Genomic DNA, 16,087 nt, shown 5'->3' with positions numbered 1-16,087 from the left:
AATGAATAACAATAACTTTAACGAATTAATTCAAGAAAATAGCGCACCAGTAAAAATGTGGACCAACGGCGTACCGGTTGATCCCAAAGCCGTAGTTCAGCTGCAAAATACCGCCAAGATGCCCTTTATTTTTAAACACTTGGCCGTGATGCCCGATGTGCATGTGGGTAAAGGATCGACTATTGGAAGCGTGATCCCAACGAAAGGCGCGATCATTCCTGCTGCCGTGGGTGTGGATATCGGCTGCGGAATGATTGCGGTACGAACATCACTAACAGCGGCTGATTTGCCGGATAACTTGCAGAATATCCGTTTTGCTATTGAAGCTGCGGTGCCACATGGTCGAACAACGCATCGCCATGGTCGAGATAAAGGGGCTTGGCACCGTACCCCTGATATTGTGGACACCCATTGGGCACACTTAGATGAAGATTTTAAACGTATTTGTGATAAGTACCCTAAACTACGCACAACTAATCATTACAACCACTTAGGAACATTGGGAACAGGGAATCACTTTATTGAATTGTGCTTAGATGAACAAAATTGGGTTTGGGTAATGTTGCATAGCGGCTCACGCGGTGTCGGTAATGCTATCGGTAACTTATTCATTTCGCTAGCGCAAAAAGATATGCAGCAACATATCGCCAATCTACCCGATAGAGATTTGGCCTACTTTGAGGAAGGAAGCCTACATTTTAATGATTATATGGAAGCGGTTGGTTGGGCTCAAGATTTTGCTCGTCATAACCGGGAAGTGATGATGCATCGTGTGCTTGAGGCATTATCTCGCGAAATCACCAAGCCCTTTACCACGCAACAAGAAGCGGTAAATTGCCATCATAATTATGTGCAAAAAGAACAACATTTTGGTGAAGAAATATTAGTCACCCGTAAAGGGGCGGTATCGGCGAAAAAAGGGCAAATGGGGATCATTCCCGGTTCAATGGGCGCTAAAAGCTTTATTGTTCGTGGACTCGGGGATGAAGAAAGCTTTTGTTCATGTAGCCATGGTGCAGGACGTGTGATGAGCCGAACTGAAGCGAAAAAACGCTTCTCTGTGAGCGACCAAAAAATCGCCACCGCCCACGTTGAATGCCGTAAAGACAGTGATGTTATTGACGAAATTCCAATGGCTTATAAAGATATTGATGCGGTAATGGCAGCTCAATCATCACTGGTTGAAATAATACACACTCTACGTCAAGTGGTGTGTGTAAAGGGATAATAGGAAAGGATATGGAAACTGGCAGCGAAAGTGTATCCGTGCTGATGAAAGAACGGATACACCGCACATTAGAAGAAATAGAAAGCACTCACCACGTAAAAATATTTTTTGCATGTGAATCAGGCAGTCGCGGCTGGGGATTTGCCTCCCGTGATAGTGACTATGATGTACGTTTTATCTATGTACACAAATTAGATTGGTATTTAACCCTCGATAGAAAACGTGATGTTATTGAAAAACCGATAGATGATGAATTAGATGTATCCGGTTGGGAGTTATCAAAAGCGCTAAAGTTAATGCGTAACTCTAACCCTGCACTCATAGAGTGGCTACATTCACCGATAGTGTATTTTAAAGATAATGAATTTTTTGCTAACTTTGAACAACTGGCGGCACAATTTTATTCACCCTTAAAGTCACGTTATCATTATTTATCTATCGCCAAACGTAACTTACATACGGATTTTAAAGGTGAGCAAGTCCGTCTGAAAAAATATTTTTATATCCTACGTGCTGTACTGGCACTACATTGGATAGAAAATAATACGAATATGCCACCAATGGCATTTTCAGAATTAGTGGAAGCCACCGTCCGCAACAAGGATGTGCTTACTGAAATCAATGAATTGCTAGTAATGAAAAGAAAAGCCGACGAAAGCTTCTATGGTGCAAGGCGACCTGCAATAGACCAATTGATCATTGAAACTATTGCGAATGCAGAACGTTTGCAATTACCTGAGCCTCACTGTCGTGATAGCCTTTTATTAGATGATTTTCTGCGTAAAACAGTACTGGATAATGGTTAACCAATAATTTTCATTCAAAAAAATAGACATCATTACAAATTGTGATGATGTCTATTCCAAATTTATTTATTGAATGTTAATTAAATTTTATTTATCGCCAACATGCATTTCTCATCACTGAGTATTTACCTGAGCCCATAAAGGCTAACGCAATTGCGCTGATAAAGAAGTAAACTAAGCTTTCAATAGCCCATGCACCTGTTTTATCAAGTAAAAACGTTTTATCTAAACCAATCATTAACCATGCAACAAACATGGTAAATGCCACCAGTAAAGCTGATGGGCGGGTTAATATCCCTAAAACAATAAAGATAGGTGCAATAACTTCGCCTGCAATACTTCCATAAGCAATAAATTCAGGTAGGCCATAAGATGCTAACAATGCCTTGATACCACTCGCACCTGTCATTAATTTACTCATGCCATGAAACAGCATCAAACCACCCACAGCAAAGCGCAATAACAGTTTTCCTGCATCATCATGCGATAACAACCGATTGAATAGACCTATCACTTTATACCCCTTCTAGTATGAGTACTCATCATTAAGTAGTATGACTTAAAAATGTATTATCCCTTAGAAGTATAAAATAAGAATCATTTTAATTTGCATTTATTATAACTAAATCAATTTTATTTTAACTATAATTGGTTAACGGTTTAGCTATTCAAATATTACGTTTGATTAACTATTTTTTAGTCAATTATTTTGATGTAAATTTGGATTTGAATAAATAAAGGCGTACAAACAGTCACGCCCCGAATTATTCGCTACTCATTATGATTAATTTTGGAGTGATGAGGATGGCAAGCATTGACGGTAATAAGTGTCAATTCCGTCAGCGCTTCATAAAAAGGGCTTGGTGTTGTTCTATTTAGTTGATGGGAAAACTGCGGTAACCAACTCCCCAAATGCTCAACTAATAATTCATTTAATGCGGATTCTCGTACTTGGGACGCTAATACCGCCGCTTGAAATAACATTAAGCCAACATGATCAGAAGGCTCTGGGTAAGGCGTCTGCACCTTTAAGCGCTCACGCTTTAAAAACTGACTTAATGCAATTGTCGATGACCCCTGCAAAACACCTTCTGGATCTAAATATACCGACCCCCATGGCGGGGCAGGTAAAGCTTGAGGCCCAATAAATAAATCTGACCATTGTTTATCCAACGCTGAAAGATCAATATTCAATGCTTGAGTCATTTTTTGACTTAATTGCTTATCAATTTTACAAGGCCACTGGGTAGCAAAACCCTCAGTTTTAAAAAAATTCACGGCATAATGGCTGGTTTCATCTTTTGGCGAAAATAAATAGCAAGTGCCTAAGACATTAAATGCTGCTGCATAATGTGAAAAATGGATCATGTAAAAAATCAAGCCCTTGAATACCCGTCATACTTCAAGTTGCAGCTAACATAGCGACAACTTGAAAATAACGGAGAAAGTTTATATATGGATAGTGTAAAAACAGTAACGCAACATGAATTCAGCCACGATAGCACTCGTGCAGCCGAGGGTTAAATAAGTATTGCCCCGAGGAATTAACGTTATTTTCGCGGTCGATTTCATTCGACAAAATAGACCGTAACCCAAAGTAATTACCGCAAAAATGCCAATCAACCAACTACTCATTCGCAATGACCAAATTTCTTGATAGGCGCTAATTGATGCAACTGGGAAAGTAATCGATTCATTGGTATACGCAGTATCAACCAAATAACTTTCATAAAAAGGTTGATATACCAAACGAATAAACAGGCTAATGCCAATAATACTCCATAATATCCATAGGCCTCGAGATGGAATTTGCACCTCGTCTGAGCTGGCATTAAATTTTAACAACAAGTTAATCAGCAAATAATAACCTGCGGCTCCTAACGTCAACATCGCACCATAAAACATGAAATAGGTATTATCACTCATCCACGTCAACATTGAAGTGTAGCGATAAATAGATGCCATAGCATAAACATCACAGAGCCCTGCGATAATAGCCAAACCTAATAGCAAATAAGACAGTTCTTTTTTAAACCATAGCCACAAAAATGTTAACCCAAGAAAGGTAAAATACGTCGCAGTAAAAACCACTTCTCGACTTAACCATGATGAAAATAGGTTGAGTAACGAATGAGGCGCATTCAAAGGCACCCCCAAATGCGTGATCGATGATAATAACCCGATACCGGCAAATACACAGGCAACAAACAGATACCACAATAAAAATTGCGTATTCACTTTACCCGCAAAAACCGTCGATAATTTTTTTGCAGAAAGTCCGAGCATTAGGCTTAAACCAATCGATGCCTGCATTAAAAATGTGAATAACAATAGCGGCCATTCGTTCATTTTGCGCCTCCTGATTTAGCCTGCGTACTGCGACCAGAACCTTGGTGTGGATGAATAACCAAATTGGGATGAGTGATTGATGAATCCGGTAATCCACGCACATCAGCGAGATCACCATAACGCTTTCTTAGCTCATCAATTGGGCCAAACTGAATTGCGCCAAGGGGGCAAGTTGCGACACATACTGGCTGTTCACCGTTTAGTTGCAAATCAATACAAAAATCACATTTGGACATTTGCTTAGTTTCAGGGTTCATTTGCGGCGCGCCATACGGACAGGACCAAGCACAAGTACCGCAACCCACACATTTATCTGTGTTGACCAATACGATGCCATCACCTTCACGCTTATGCATTGCCGTTGTGGGGCAATTTTTCACACACATAGGGTCGGCGCAGTGATTGCATGAGATGGATAACGTATAGGCAAAGACATTATTCACCAGCCCCCCTGCGCCATTTTCGATAAACTCACCGCCGGTAACTTCATAGACACGACGGAATTTACGACCAACTTCAAGGTTATTTTTATCTTTACAAGCAACCTGACACGCCTTACAACCCGAGCAACGTGCCGAATCAATATAAAACCCGAGCTGTTTATCACTCACCGGGGGATGAACATGGAATTTACTCATGCTTTGCTTACCTCCACCAATAACGTTTGATGGGCATTACCGTGTGCCATTGCGGTACTGCGTGCCGATGTTAAAACGTTGGCGCACCCACCTTGGTCAATACCCTTTTCATCTGGCTGCCACCATGCCCCTGCTTGTAATGCAACCACTCCCGGCATGATGCGTTGAGTAATTTTGACAGGAACCATCGTAACACCACGGTCATTACTGACTTTTACGCGAGAATCATCCTCAATATTTCTGCGCTTAGCATCGATAGGATTGATCCATAATTCTTGGCGCTGTACCTCTTGCAACCATGGGTTGGCAAACTGTGTGGAGTTAGCGCGATTACGCCCCTTCCAAGTAATAAGCTGTAATGGATAACGAGTTACCAGTGCATCTTCAGGCCCTTCTATCGCTGGCACATAATGAGACAACGCGGGGATATCCGCATCATTGCGCTCATAGAGGCGCTTAGAGAAAATTTCAATTTTTCCTGATGGCGTTTCAAATGGGTTATTTGCCAGATCGTTGATATTCTTTTCAAAGGCAACATGCCCAGTATGCGGTTTGTGTTTTAACAAATGACGACGCTTAACCAGCAACTCATCAAAGGTTGGAATGCCATCTTCTGGACGCTTTTCATGGGCATCATTCACCAGATGCTCTATCCACTCTTTTTCTGTGCGACCTTCGCTGAATTGCTCGCCAACGCCGAGTTTATCTGCAACTTCCCGCAGCCATTCATAATCACTACGGCGCTCAAATTCAGGCTCAATCACTTTCTCCGAAAGAATAATATAGTTACCCGTTCCCCATGTTCCGCCCACATTCCAACGCTCCATGAAGCTGGTTTCAGGCAGTAAAATATCGGCATACTTCGCACTTGGCGTCATATAAAGATCGCTATATACAATAAATTCGACCTTATTTTCATCTTCTAGGACTTTTGCTGCATGCAGAATATCGGGGTTTTGGTTAGTCATATAATTGCCTGCCAACGAGAAAATCATTTTGATTTCCGTATCAAGCTTCTTGGCATTTTTTAAACCGTTATCTGGCGTGACAAGATTTTTATCTTCACAAGCTTGTACCCAGTTTGTGATATTAATTTTAGCTTTAACTTTGTTTTCAAATAAGCTGGGTCCTGCCAAAGTCTTACGTAAATCCGGTGTGACCGCCATACCGTAACCCGCAGCCCAACCGCCTTTCACACCGACATTACCCGTAATTGTGGCCAGTAAAGTTGCGCCACGCGCTGAACGCTCGCCACAGATATGGCGCTGTGGCCCCCAACCTTGCATCAGTGCAGCGGGTTTGGTATTGGCATATTCTCTCGCCAGTTGGCGAATAGTATCTGCCGGCACTTTCGTTATTGGCTCAGCCCATTCAGGTGTTTTGACTACGCCATCTTTTTTTCCCATCAAATAAGCCACTAGCGATTCATTTTCAGGTACGCCCTCTGGCATTAGATGTTCATCAAAACCGACGGTGTAGTTATCGATAAATGCTTGATCATGCAAACCCTCACTGATGATCACGTACATCATCGCGTCCATCATGGCATTATCAGTGGTGGGTAAAATCGGGATCCATTGGTCGGCTAATGAGGAGGCGGTATCGGAATAACGCGGGTCAACGACAATAAATTTAGTGCCGTTTTTCTTCATTTTCTGGAAATAATGATTGGAATGACCAAAAATAGTTTCGTTCGGGTTATGCCCCCACAAAATTACTAATGGCGTATTTTCTAACGTATCGAGGGTGCTACCACTGGCAGACGTTCCATAGGTATAAGGTGTAACCGCCATGGTGTTTCCGTTACTAACCGAGTGGTAATTTTCTAAAAAACCGCCCGTTAAGTTGAACAAGCGGCGCAGCATGTTAGCACCTGAGAAGATCCCCCCCGTCACACCGGTACTCAGACTAACAAAACGTGAAGCCGCACCATACTGGTCGTTGATACGTTTCATATTGTCGGCAATCAGGGTTGTTGCCTCTTCCCAGCTGATCCGCTCAAAGCGCCCTTCACCACGCTTACCTACACGTTTCATTGGGTATTTTAAGCGATTAGGATGATAGACAAATTTGCGATAGCTGCGGCCACGAACACAAGCACGCATGATTGGCATCTCTTCATCCAAATCAGCATCAGGTCGGGTACTAATTCGTGTGACAACGCCCTCTTTGACGTGGGCTCGAATGTCACATTTTCCCCCGCAGTCAAAACTGCTACAGGTGGATACCACGCGTTCATCACTATTATTATTTAGTGTTTTGATTGCAATGATTGATGGGTTTTCAGGGGCTGAAGCAATAGATTTAGAGGCAATAAAGGGGACAGCCATAAGTGCAGAGCTGCCTTGAATAAATCGACGACGGGTTAGTGGTTCAATCAGATGCACACTCTCGTCATTCTGACTGTTTTGACTTTTCATGTTAACTCTACCTTAAGGCTACATTAGGTTTGCCTCGATAGGGTAAACATTTATCACATTGCCAACTTTCGAAAAATAGACAAAGATATCTGAATTTCAGCCAACCTTATAAATTAAGTGGTTATTGCGTTCCTCATTGCCAAATTTCAAAAAATAGGCAATGATATTTGAATCTCAGCCAAGAAAATCACTATGCGAAATATTCCACTTAAAACTGTTGATTCGGTTCCTCGTGACGTTTTAGCCATCGGAACAGATTATCTTCCCAATGTTCTGTTGAATTCCCACGTTCATCGCCGAGCGCAATTTTTGTACGGTGCGACGGGGCTTATTGAAGTCAGTACTGAGGATGGGGAGTGGGTTATTCCACCCGACAGTGGCGTGTGGATCCCGGAAAATACCGCTCATGAAACGCGCATGCTCAATGTAAGTACCCGCAGTTTATATATCGAGCCATCAGCTGCCCCTCGCCAAAGTGATAAATGCGAGGTATTACGTGTATCTCCGCTATTACGTCAGCTACTACTTGAGTCGGTGGATATGCCGATTGAATATGATATTCATGGGCGTGATGGCATTATGATCCAACTGATTTTGCATGAAGTTGCCAATGCTGAACCCCTTCCTTTTTTTGCGCCTATTCCTCGGGATGAAAACCTCGCAAAGCTGTGTCGTGAATTTCTGAAAAACCCACAGATCACTTCATTGCCTCAAGAATGGGCAATGAAATTACATAAAAGCGAGCGTTCATTTAGTCGTTTTTTCGGTGCTCAAACTGGCTTATCATTTTCAGATTGGCGACAACAAGCCTGCCTACTGAGCGCAATAACCCATATTTCCGCAGGCAAATCGATTACAGAGGTGGCTTTTGATTTGGGCTATAGCAGTGTTGGCTCATTTTCAACTATGTTTAAAAAGTGGTTAGGGCAAACACCCTCAAGCTTTATTCAGCGCATTGGTGAGTAAAAGGCTAATCATAGGTGGCAATTAACCACGCAGAGCCTTGATAGTGACCGGCTACGGCATCAATTCCTTGAATTCGGCTGCTGATATTAATCGTTCTTGATTGGTGAATATCCAATTTAAAATCCGTTCCTGACTGGCCGGTTTGCTCATCGGTTATTATTAATTGGCTATGAATTTTATCGTTATTACCATTGGTCAGCGGTAAACGTTTCTGCGAGTCGTCATCCTTTGTGTAATCTAGCCGTAACCGTACCTTTGTCGATGATGCAAACTTACAGGTATAGGTGATTTTCTCTGTCACGGTACTATCAAAATTGGTACTGTTTAATTGCCCATGGCGTAAATTCAGTGTTCCTGCTTGTCCTGAACGAGTCATCGTGGTGCATAAAGAACCAATATTCAATTCAGAAAAGGCTAATCGCATAGGCACAGTGACTTCATTAATCGGCCAACTATCATAAGGTGGCGTTGCATTTGGGCTGGTAAAAGCACGAACATATCCCCCTAAATTCATCGCTGGAACCAGTAATTTTCCATCAATGATCCGCTCATTAATATAAAATGTGATTGTTATTGGAAACTGGCTGGTGAAACTAGATGCATCTCTGACTAAGCTAGGGTTTGCATATGAACACATCCCTGAATCAATATTTTTCCAATCCATGATGCGGGATTCAACCGTCATCATCAAGTTGCTGTTAATTTGATACGCTATTTTGCCTTCGATGTTAAACCCAGCATTCATGGTATACATAAATAGACGATGATAAGCATTGGATGAATGAATTTGTGTATTGCTGCCCCCCCATTTTCTGCCAATACATTGAACGGCTCCTGTCACACTCACTGTACTGCTGGAGCCATCCACTAAAATAGGGTTACCCACTCGATAATAATTCTTTCCGTCAGTTCCTTTTACAGGTGTCGGTTCGACTAAACTATTGGTATCAATTTTAATTAAATACCCTGCATTTGGATTTTGGATCCTCGGGGCATAATCTGCCTTAGCGCAGGCTCCCAATAACAAAAAAACGCCTAATCCATACCCGATTAAATGAATATTCATATTGGATTGTAAGTTAAACATAACGTCAATTCCCACTAGTAATAAGTGACTAAAATCATCATGGTAGAGGTAAATGGCCCTGCAACTAATTGATTTACCGGTAATGTATTAACTAATTGCGCTTGTAAATCAACTCGGTATTCTGCCGTATCAATTTTTTCTGGATAAATACGCTGAATTTGATTCACTTCTAAGGCTCGCACAGTGCCACCAGTCACATCATTGATATTAACGCCTAACCCCTCGGTACTGGTTGCTAAAATCAGCCGACCGTTATAAATAAAAGTGCTATAACCTTTAGGGTTCAATATCACCGCTAACTCCTGACTAAAATCGCAGCCCGTAATATAAAGTGGAAAATCCTTGTTAATGGCCAATGTATCGAGGTTATCAATATTGTGGGTACCAAAGCTGATTTTCAGAGGTGAACTATTATCCTCACTACGAATATTACAGGTCGGCGGAACCATGGTTGCAGTAACCTCAACAAAAACATCCGCTTGCCCAATTAAAGGGACAAGCAATAATATTTGGAAAAATAACTTTGTGAGTTTATTGATTGTTTTCACTATTCATACTCCACGGCAAAGGTTACTTGAGTTGAAAAATCCCCCTCTTTTACTTCACCCGATGCCGGTTTTCGTATAAAAGCCCCAAAAGCTAACCGCTGTTCGCTATCGATAATCGAGACACTGCCTACTTTTCGTGCCGCATTCCAAATTATGGGGTCACCATCACGATTAACTAACCCTAAAACCGCATTGCTACTTCCTTGCGTCAATAAATAGCTTTGCCCATCAATCATTACCAACTGATTACTTTGCCAAGTAAATTTAATCATTTTGTATAGGTCAACTGAACTACATTTTTCTATGCCAATATAAAATGGCGTTACTTCACTTTGTTGATTTTCATTAATAAATTTTCTTCGCAAATTATTAAGCTGAACTTTTTTATTAATAGACTCCGTTGTAACTTGGCAAGAGGCGCGAATAAGAACACCGCTAAATTCAACATCAAGGCTATTCGCAAGAGATAGGCAAGGTATCATGAGGAAAATCAGCATTAGCGATCCCCTAATTAAAGTAATCCACTTATTCATAGATAACCTCTAATCGCAGTGAATGCTGTTTTTCAACCAATAACGGTAGCTTAATTGGGTTATCGCCATTGCTTAAACTTAGGGTATCGTGGCTAATAATTTGCTCTTTTTGTGCATCATAAAATTGCACAATAACCGGTGTTTTCGCCGTCTCATAGAGTACATCTGTTTGGTGAAATACATTCCCAGCACCGCATTCTGTTAGGGTTAAATGGGCTTTTATTTGTAAATTACACGGCGCATTAAAAACGGTTGCATTCACCATTAGCCAACCTTGCTGCGATGCTTCATACCTTGATTCATCAATTGGGGTATTGAGATCAAGTGATGCCGCCATAGTGCTATAATGTAGGTTGGCGACGACGAGTAGCCCTAGCCATTTCAAAATCATTGTTACTCTGCGTTGATTCATCATTCATTCCCCCCTTATCTTCGATGCGTAAAATTACTGCTCTCCAGTCACAGTGCAGATCTCACTCTGGCAACTAAATGCTAATGTCGGTTTTCCGCCGTAATCATTAATGTAAGTAACATAAGGTGTGGTTAATGCCTGAGATGGGATGTCATGAGTCGATTTAGGCGGGATCATCACCACATCAAAGTCACTTTGCTCTGACTGCTTTCGACTATTCCCCAAGCCAATAACAGTGAGATTAAAGGGTGTCGTATTATTAAGACGGTAACCTTTATTTATTCGATGTAAGGTGATTTTTTGCGGCCATTTAGTTTGTGATTCAGCCAAAATAGTCGCTGGGCGATAAAATAATTTCACCCGTGATTGCAAAGCAATTTGTAATGTATTTTCCTCATCTGGCTTTGGTGGAATTTCACGCAGATTGAAATAAAATACCGATTCTCTATCTTGTGGTAATTGACCGAGTAAAGGGGTCGCACTTAAACGCACTAAACTGTAGCTATTTGGCTCAATACGTTGCAGAGGTGGAGTAGCAAGTAACGCGCCTTTTGCGAGTTTATTTCCCTGTAAATCTTCAATCCAACTTTGGGCTAAATATGCCTCTTCTGGATTGTCATTGGCTATCCTAATATTGATTGATTTTTCGCTTCCTTGAAAAATAATACGCGTTCTATCCAGTGTCACCGCACTGTATGCATTTATCGATACCAATAATATGATCAATAAAAATAGTGTGAAAAATTGACGATATAACGTTAAATTCAACATAACTTACCTTATAAAAATGAATTAAATCATGGTGTAACACAGGGTAATAAAATCAAACTAGATGTCGAATTAAGCTTTTCAGGTAATGCTAATTCGCACTGTCTTTGGTTATTCCAATAAACCGATAATTTTTCATGTGGTGAAACACCGACTAACCAAGTCCCCCCTTCTTCCCCAACAATTCCTAGCTCTTGGTTATCTGCATTGCGCACACTGGCACCAAACGGTGGATTTTTGCCATTCGTTAGCGCTAAAACTGCGAATAATTTTTCACCTTGCATCACCGTAAAGCTGCGATAGCCAATGGCACCTTTAGTCAACGTGATATCCGTTGTCGAATCTAAGGTTTCAATATTGTCGGGAAGCTTGCTGGTATTGATTGATGCGACTGATTTGCGGTAACTATTTACGTTTGGAATAACCGCTAGTCCAAACGTATTCGTTTTAATCACACCATTATCGATAGGAATACCGCTGACATTTGGCGTATCTATCATCAATCGAGTGTCCCCATTTGCGGAACGATGTAAGGCCGCACCTCGTGAAGTTACGGTAATACCACTATTGATTGATGCGCCTATGCTGCGATATTGATGAGGAACATAGCTGGCATTCGCAGAAATATTTGCTTGAGATAAATCTCGTGAGTAAAAACCACTTAGGCTGGATTGGTTATCCATCTCTTGACCATGGTTGTAACCAGCGCTGAAATTATAATTATGCCCCTCGCCATAACCGCTATATCCGATATTGTGGTTATATTGATTATTTCCTGATGAACGCGAATAGAGTTCAGAAAAAGTTAAACTATGACCATGATAAAGTGGGATGCTTAAATATAAATTAATCGCATCATCTTCATAACCGTTATCACGCTCCGTTCTCGTTGCTGCTAATGAGAGGTTGGCATCATATTGCGAAAGTAAGGGAAAACTTATTCCGGTATTTGCATATAAACCATACTGAGTTTGGGGATCGTCCTGCCAATAGGTACTGTATTGATAATTCATTGAAATATTAAAATTATCGAAGTATTTATTGAGATAAACCTGATAATTTTCTTTCGCTGCCCGCGTTGCCTGCCCAGTTCTATCCTCATCCATAAACTGGGTTAAAGTACGGTACTCTTTATCGGCAAAACGGTATCCTGCAAAGGTAATATCCGTTCGTAAATCATCAAAAGATTTCGCGTAATTCACACGATATGAGCGCCCTTGCAATCGCTGATCCGGCAAATCAGAAAAGGATTGCGTAATATCAATAGAAACCGCGCCAATGGAAAATAAATCACGCCCAATACCCAGTGCTGTGCTTTGATAATAACCGTTGAGCTGCGTACCACCATATAATGACCAAGCATTTGAAACACCATAAGAAAACTCACCATTAATAACTGGCTCCCCGGTTAAATGGCGATTGTCATAACGCGTTTTACCTACCGCAAGTTTGTACACCATTCTGCCCGGGCGAGTTAAATAAGGTAAAGAAGCTGTGCTCAAACTGAATTTTTTCTCTTCGCCATTTTCTTCGCGCACGGTGACATCTAACATGCCACGAATACCACTATCGAGGGTTTGAATGCGAAAAGGCCCTGGAGGAACCGCCGTTTCAGAGATGATCCTATCTTGGCTACGGACAATAACGATCGCATTGGTGTTAGCTACCCCAATAACTTCAGGCGCATAGCCCACCAATTTAGGCGGCAACATGCGATCATCACTTTCGAGAGAAATTCCCGTGTATTGCCAAGATTCAAAAATGTCAGAGTAAAAATAATTCTCCCCAACGGTTAATATAGCCGCAGAATTTTTGAGTGAAGTGAAAGCATATAATCGAGAAAAATCAAATTGATGTGTTTCTTGCGGGTCGTATCCCCCACGCTGCTTTTGGTAGGTTGCATTGTAGTCACCCCGAAACCGCCACGAACTTAGGTTAACCCCAGCCGTGCCGTTGGTGGATAAATAAACGCGCTTCGTACCATCGTGTTCTTTGGTTCCAGACACATTCGCACTGTAGTCGACAAAAGCACCATTAATCCCCTCTTCCCATAATGTCGGTGGAACCCAGTAAGGGTCACGATATTCCATCCACATTTGAGGAATCGTTATTTTCAGCGACAACGAAGATAATGTTATTTTTTCCTGCACTCCCGCTAACGAGGAAAAATCTAAGCATTTACCTTCATGGTAAGTCCCGAGTTTTTCTGCGATTGATGCTTTTAAACCCATCAAATCTCTCATATCAGAAGGAAGGCAAACCCGCTGGGACGGCGCACTCGCGGTGGTGATATTTTTTTCTGTCCCTTGACTCGCTACTGGGCGTTCATAAACAGCAATACTACGAGGCATCCCTAAACGTAACCCATTGACAAATACTGTTAAAACATACTCACCCGGTGGCACATACCCTGCTACGGAAAACTGGCTCATATCAATATTTTGAATATCTTCCGCATCCAACATTTCCGTATTGAATTCGGTAGCATAAGCCGCACACGTTGTTATGCTAAATGCCAATACAACAGCCTGTCTGATTTGATTCAATCTAAAGCTAAGTTTGAACATCATGCTCTATTCCATCCTAAATACGATAAATGACTTCCCCAAAAGAAGAACCCGCAAAAATACCCATTCGTGATTTACTGGTAATCGATATAAAAACGAATCAATCCCTGATAGTTACCCGCTTGAATGGGCTGCCCTGTCAGTTCTAAACGAAGGAAATAGCGTAAAAGGAGTGTATTACCTGATTTATCTTGTCGTAACACATTGTCAGACAAAGAATAATATTGATTTGGTATCAGTACATTGAGTGCGTTATCAAGAACAGAAACACCTAGACCACGAGAAGCGCCTTGCAAGGCGAAACCATTAATATGCTCCGCACTTTGTCCAGCAAAACGAATTACCCATGTTTTATGATCCATAGAAGAGTAAATACTTCCGCAGTCACGCAATTCAATGATAAAAGGCTGGTTATGTTGTTCTCGTTGAGTTTTAGTCGATAGCATTGTTAATGCTAACGATGAAAAATCAATCGATTGATAACGATTTTGCATAACGATTGAGCAAGGTGTTGCAATCACATTTCCGGTCATAAATGCCATCGCATTGATATCTCGTAGACTCATCTCTTTGGCCGAATAAGCGGCTGGGTACAAAAAAACATAGGCGACAATAAATAACATTATTTGACGACCAAGCTGTTGATAAACAATCACAATCCCCTCCGATATCCACACCTTGTTGTACCGCCAGCACTACACTGGCGGGCAATCAACATGATTATTGGTAAGTAATACGGAAGTTTGACGTTGCGCTAAATTTACCTTCAGCAACGCTCCTAGTCGTGTCAACAGCCTTAGCTAATGCTTTGAATGTTAATACGTTATCACCCTTTTTATTGATAATACGTGAGAGCACATCCTTTGCCTTACCAAATTCGAACCCATCTATTCCAACCCCGACATTATTGGTATTTCCTGCTGATGTTGACAGCAATGTATTGGCTAGATCCGCGTAACTTTGTCCCGTAAAAACGAGCTCCATCGATTTAACTGCGACAGGTTTACCTGCAGCATCTGTCGTAAAATCAGTAAAATCACAACCCGTAAATTTAATATCAAAATCTACCTCTGCAACTCGTCCATTCTCAAGTGCTCTTCGGGATAATTGTCCAAAATCAATAACTTGTTTCAACGAAGAGGGGGCAATATTACAGGGCGTACTAACGACAGTCCCCGTAAAATCAACTGTTCCGGTATTATCCGCCATAACCGTAAATGAAATTGTTGATGTTAAGAATGTCGTCAATAATGCAGCTTTAGTGAGCGTCATATACTTTTCCTTTCAATTAAAATTTCGTATACAAATAGATGCGCCATTAAAAAACCAATAACTAAAAATACATAGCTAATTGATAATTAATGGATATATTTATAAAAATAGACAAAATACTCATTTAATGGGTAATTAAGACTTTATAAAAAACAAATAGCGACTGACTACTAATTTAATTAAGTACTCAAAAATCAATTTTAATAAATAAAATCATTGTGAGTTTTTATATCAGCGATTTCATCTGAATAATTAACAAGCACCTTAAAGAAAAATTCAGACCAATCTTTATCGAGAACCGTCAATAATGTATCGAGAGTTTCAATATTAATTCCCGTTTCACCTCTTTCGTAACGTGATATTTGCTGTTGACTAATTCGTAATAGCTCTCCCAATTGAAATCCAGTTAATGATTTATTTATTCTTGCTGACTTTAAAAACAAACCAATTTCTTTTCGTAATAAAATATTATTTTTCATCATATACAGGCCAA

At 40.9% G+C, this 16,087-nt stretch carries 17 protein-coding genes; 3 read left to right on the top strand and 14 right to left on the bottom strand.

Annotated features, from left to right (window positions below; all coding sequences use genetic code 11):
* The first annotated feature begins 1 nt into the window (after position 1).
* Positions 2 to 1,228, top strand: coding sequence for an RtcB family protein (locus M998_RS13050; RefSeq protein ID WP_068437519.1), 1,227 nt, complete (start codon positions 2 to 4; stop codon positions 1,226 to 1,228).
* A gap of 11 nt (positions 1,229 to 1,239) precedes the next feature.
* On the top strand, positions 1,240 to 2,034 hold the full coding sequence (locus tag M998_RS13045; protein ID WP_068909251.1) for a nucleotidyltransferase domain-containing protein: 795 nt from the start codon (positions 1,240 to 1,242) through the stop codon (positions 2,032 to 2,034).
* Between the two features lie 91 nt (positions 2,035 to 2,125).
* Here the strand turns inward: M998_RS13045 and M998_RS13040 are convergent, their stop codons facing one another.
* The 5 genes from M998_RS13040 to M998_RS13020 all read right to left on the bottom strand — a co-directional run bounded on the left by M998_RS13040 (position 2,126) and on the right by M998_RS13020 (position 7,441).
* Positions 2,126 to 2,548 (bottom strand): DoxX family protein, encoded by a 423-nt coding sequence (locus M998_RS13040; protein WP_068437513.1) that lies wholly within the window; start codon positions 2,546 to 2,548, stop codon positions 2,126 to 2,128.
* Between the two features lie 257 nt (positions 2,549 to 2,805).
* A complete protein-coding gene (locus M998_RS13035; RefSeq protein ID WP_068909249.1) occupies positions 2,806 to 3,402 on the bottom strand; it encodes a molecular chaperone TorD family protein in 597 nt (198 codons plus the stop codon).
* 81 nt (positions 3,403 to 3,483) lie between these two features.
* Entirely contained in the window at positions 3,484 to 4,383 is a 900-nt protein-coding gene (locus M998_RS13030) for a dimethyl sulfoxide reductase anchor subunit family protein (RefSeq protein WP_068909248.1), read from the bottom strand.
* A complete protein-coding gene (locus M998_RS13025; RefSeq protein WP_068909246.1) occupies positions 4,380 to 5,021 on the bottom strand; it encodes a DMSO/selenate family reductase complex B subunit in 642 nt (213 codons plus the stop codon). Before M998_RS13025 ends, M998_RS13030 begins: the two co-directional genes overlap by 4 nt.
* A complete protein-coding gene (locus tag M998_RS13020; RefSeq protein ID WP_068909244.1) occupies positions 5,018 to 7,441 on the bottom strand; it encodes a DMSO/selenate family reductase complex A subunit in 2,424 nt (807 codons plus the stop codon). Before M998_RS13020 ends, M998_RS13025 begins: the two co-directional genes overlap by 4 nt.
* A gap of 192 nt (positions 7,442 to 7,633) precedes the next feature.
* Between M998_RS13020 and M998_RS13015 the strand changes: the two genes are divergently transcribed.
* Positions 7,634 to 8,407, top strand: a complete 774-nt coding sequence (locus M998_RS13015; protein ID WP_068909243.1) for an AraC family transcriptional regulator — start codon at positions 7,634 to 7,636, stop codon at positions 8,405 to 8,407.
* A 4-nt stretch (positions 8,408 to 8,411) separates the two neighbouring features.
* Here M998_RS13015 and M998_RS13010 read toward each other — a convergent pair whose 3' ends face one another.
* From M998_RS13010 to M998_RS12970, 9 genes are all read right to left on the bottom strand, one after another.
* A complete protein-coding gene (locus M998_RS13010; RefSeq protein ID WP_068909241.1) occupies positions 8,412 to 9,494 on the bottom strand; it encodes an MrpH family fimbial adhesin in 1,083 nt (360 codons plus the stop codon).
* 14 nt (positions 9,495 to 9,508) lie between these two features.
* The gene (locus M998_RS13005; protein ID WP_068909239.1) at positions 9,509 to 10,042 is read right to left on the bottom strand and encodes a fimbrial protein; all 534 of its coding nucleotides are present in this window, start codon (positions 10,040 to 10,042) and stop codon (positions 9,509 to 9,511) included.
* Positions 10,042 to 10,539, bottom strand: coding sequence for a fimbrial protein (locus tag M998_RS13000; protein WP_232007534.1), 498 nt, complete (start codon positions 10,537 to 10,539; stop codon positions 10,042 to 10,044). Before M998_RS13000 ends, M998_RS13005 begins: the two co-directional genes overlap by 1 nt.
* A gap of 28 nt (positions 10,540 to 10,567) precedes the next feature.
* Entirely contained in the window at positions 10,568 to 10,990 is a 423-nt protein-coding gene (locus tag M998_RS12995; RefSeq protein ID WP_082913030.1) for a hypothetical protein, read from the bottom strand.
* A 30-nt stretch (positions 10,991 to 11,020) separates the two neighbouring features.
* Positions 11,021 to 11,758 carry a fimbrial biogenesis chaperone gene (locus M998_RS12990; protein ID WP_068909235.1) on the bottom strand — a complete coding sequence of 246 codons (738 nt, stop codon included), beginning with the start codon at positions 11,756 to 11,758 and terminating at the stop codon, positions 11,021 to 11,023.
* A gap of 26 nt (positions 11,759 to 11,784) precedes the next feature.
* On the bottom strand, positions 11,785 to 14,325 hold the full coding sequence (locus M998_RS12985) for a fimbria/pilus outer membrane usher protein (protein ID WP_068909233.1): 2,541 nt from the start codon (positions 14,323 to 14,325) through the stop codon (positions 11,785 to 11,787).
* A gap of 71 nt (positions 14,326 to 14,396) precedes the next feature.
* On the bottom strand, positions 14,397 to 14,888 hold the full coding sequence (locus M998_RS12980) for a fimbrial protein (RefSeq protein WP_243851795.1): 492 nt from the start codon (positions 14,886 to 14,888) through the stop codon (positions 14,397 to 14,399).
* 154 nt (positions 14,889 to 15,042) lie between these two features.
* Complete coding sequence (locus M998_RS12975; protein ID WP_068437483.1) at positions 15,043 to 15,594, bottom strand: fimbrial protein; 552 nt, start codon at positions 15,592 to 15,594, stop codon at positions 15,043 to 15,045.
* Positions 15,595 to 15,794: 200 nt separating this feature from the next.
* Positions 15,795 to 16,076, bottom strand: coding sequence for a helix-turn-helix domain-containing protein (locus tag M998_RS12970; RefSeq protein ID WP_068437480.1), 282 nt, complete (start codon positions 16,074 to 16,076; stop codon positions 15,795 to 15,797).
* Positions 16,077 to 16,087 lie beyond the last annotated feature (11 nt).

This window comes from Providencia heimbachae ATCC 35613, assembly GCF_001655055.1.
GTDB classification, from domain to species: domain Bacteria; phylum Pseudomonadota; class Gammaproteobacteria; order Enterobacterales; family Enterobacteriaceae; genus Providencia; species Providencia heimbachae.
The sequence above is the reverse complement of the archived record's forward strand: the minus strand, read 5'-3'. Positions and strand labels throughout refer to the sequence as shown.

Bases quoted from the DNA above. Each gene is read 5' to 3' on its own strand.
- M998_RS13050 (WP_068437519.1), top strand. From the start codon at position 2: ATGAATAACAATAACTTTAACGAATTAATTCAAGAAAATAGCGCACCA.
- M998_RS13045 (WP_068909251.1), top strand. From the start codon at position 1,240: ATGGAAACTGGCAGCGAAAGTGTATCCGTGCTGATGAAAGAACGGATA.
- M998_RS13035 (WP_068909249.1), bottom strand. From the start codon at position 3,402: ATGATCCATTTTTCACATTATGCAGCAGCATTTAATGTCTTAGGCACT.
- M998_RS13030 (WP_068909248.1), bottom strand. From the start codon at position 4,383: ATGAACGAATGGCCGCTATTGTTATTCACATTTTTAATGCAGGCATCG.
- M998_RS13025 (WP_068909246.1), bottom strand. From the start codon at position 5,021: ATGAGTAAATTCCATGTTCATCCCCCGGTGAGTGATAAACAGCTCGGG.
- M998_RS13020 (WP_068909244.1), bottom strand. From the start codon at position 7,441: ATGAAAAGTCAAAACAGTCAGAATGACGAGAGTGTGCATCTGATTGAA.
- M998_RS13015 (WP_068909243.1), top strand. From the start codon at position 7,634: ATGCGAAATATTCCACTTAAAACTGTTGATTCGGTTCCTCGTGACGTT.
- M998_RS13010 (WP_068909241.1), bottom strand. From the start codon at position 9,494: ATGTTTAACTTACAATCCAATATGAATATTCATTTAATCGGGTATGGA.
- M998_RS13000 (WP_232007534.1), bottom strand. From the start codon at position 10,539: ATGCTGATTTTCCTCATGATACCTTGCCTATCTCTTGCGAATAGCCTT.
- M998_RS12995 (WP_082913030.1), bottom strand. From the start codon at position 10,990: ATGATGAATCAACGCAGAGTAACAATGATTTTGAAATGGCTAGGGCTA.
- M998_RS12990 (WP_068909235.1), bottom strand. From the start codon at position 11,758: ATGTTGAATTTAACGTTATATCGTCAATTTTTCACACTATTTTTATTG.
- M998_RS12985 (WP_068909233.1), bottom strand. From the start codon at position 14,325: ATGATGTTCAAACTTAGCTTTAGATTGAATCAAATCAGACAGGCTGTT.
- M998_RS12980 (WP_243851795.1), bottom strand. From the start codon at position 14,888: ATGAGTCTACGAGATATCAATGCGATGGCATTTATGACCGGAAATGTG.
- M998_RS12975 (WP_068437483.1), bottom strand. From the start codon at position 15,594: ATGACGCTCACTAAAGCTGCATTATTGACGACATTCTTAACATCAACA.
- M998_RS12970 (WP_068437480.1), bottom strand. From the start codon at position 16,076: ATGATGAAAAATAATATTTTATTACGAAAAGAAATTGGTTTGTTTTTA.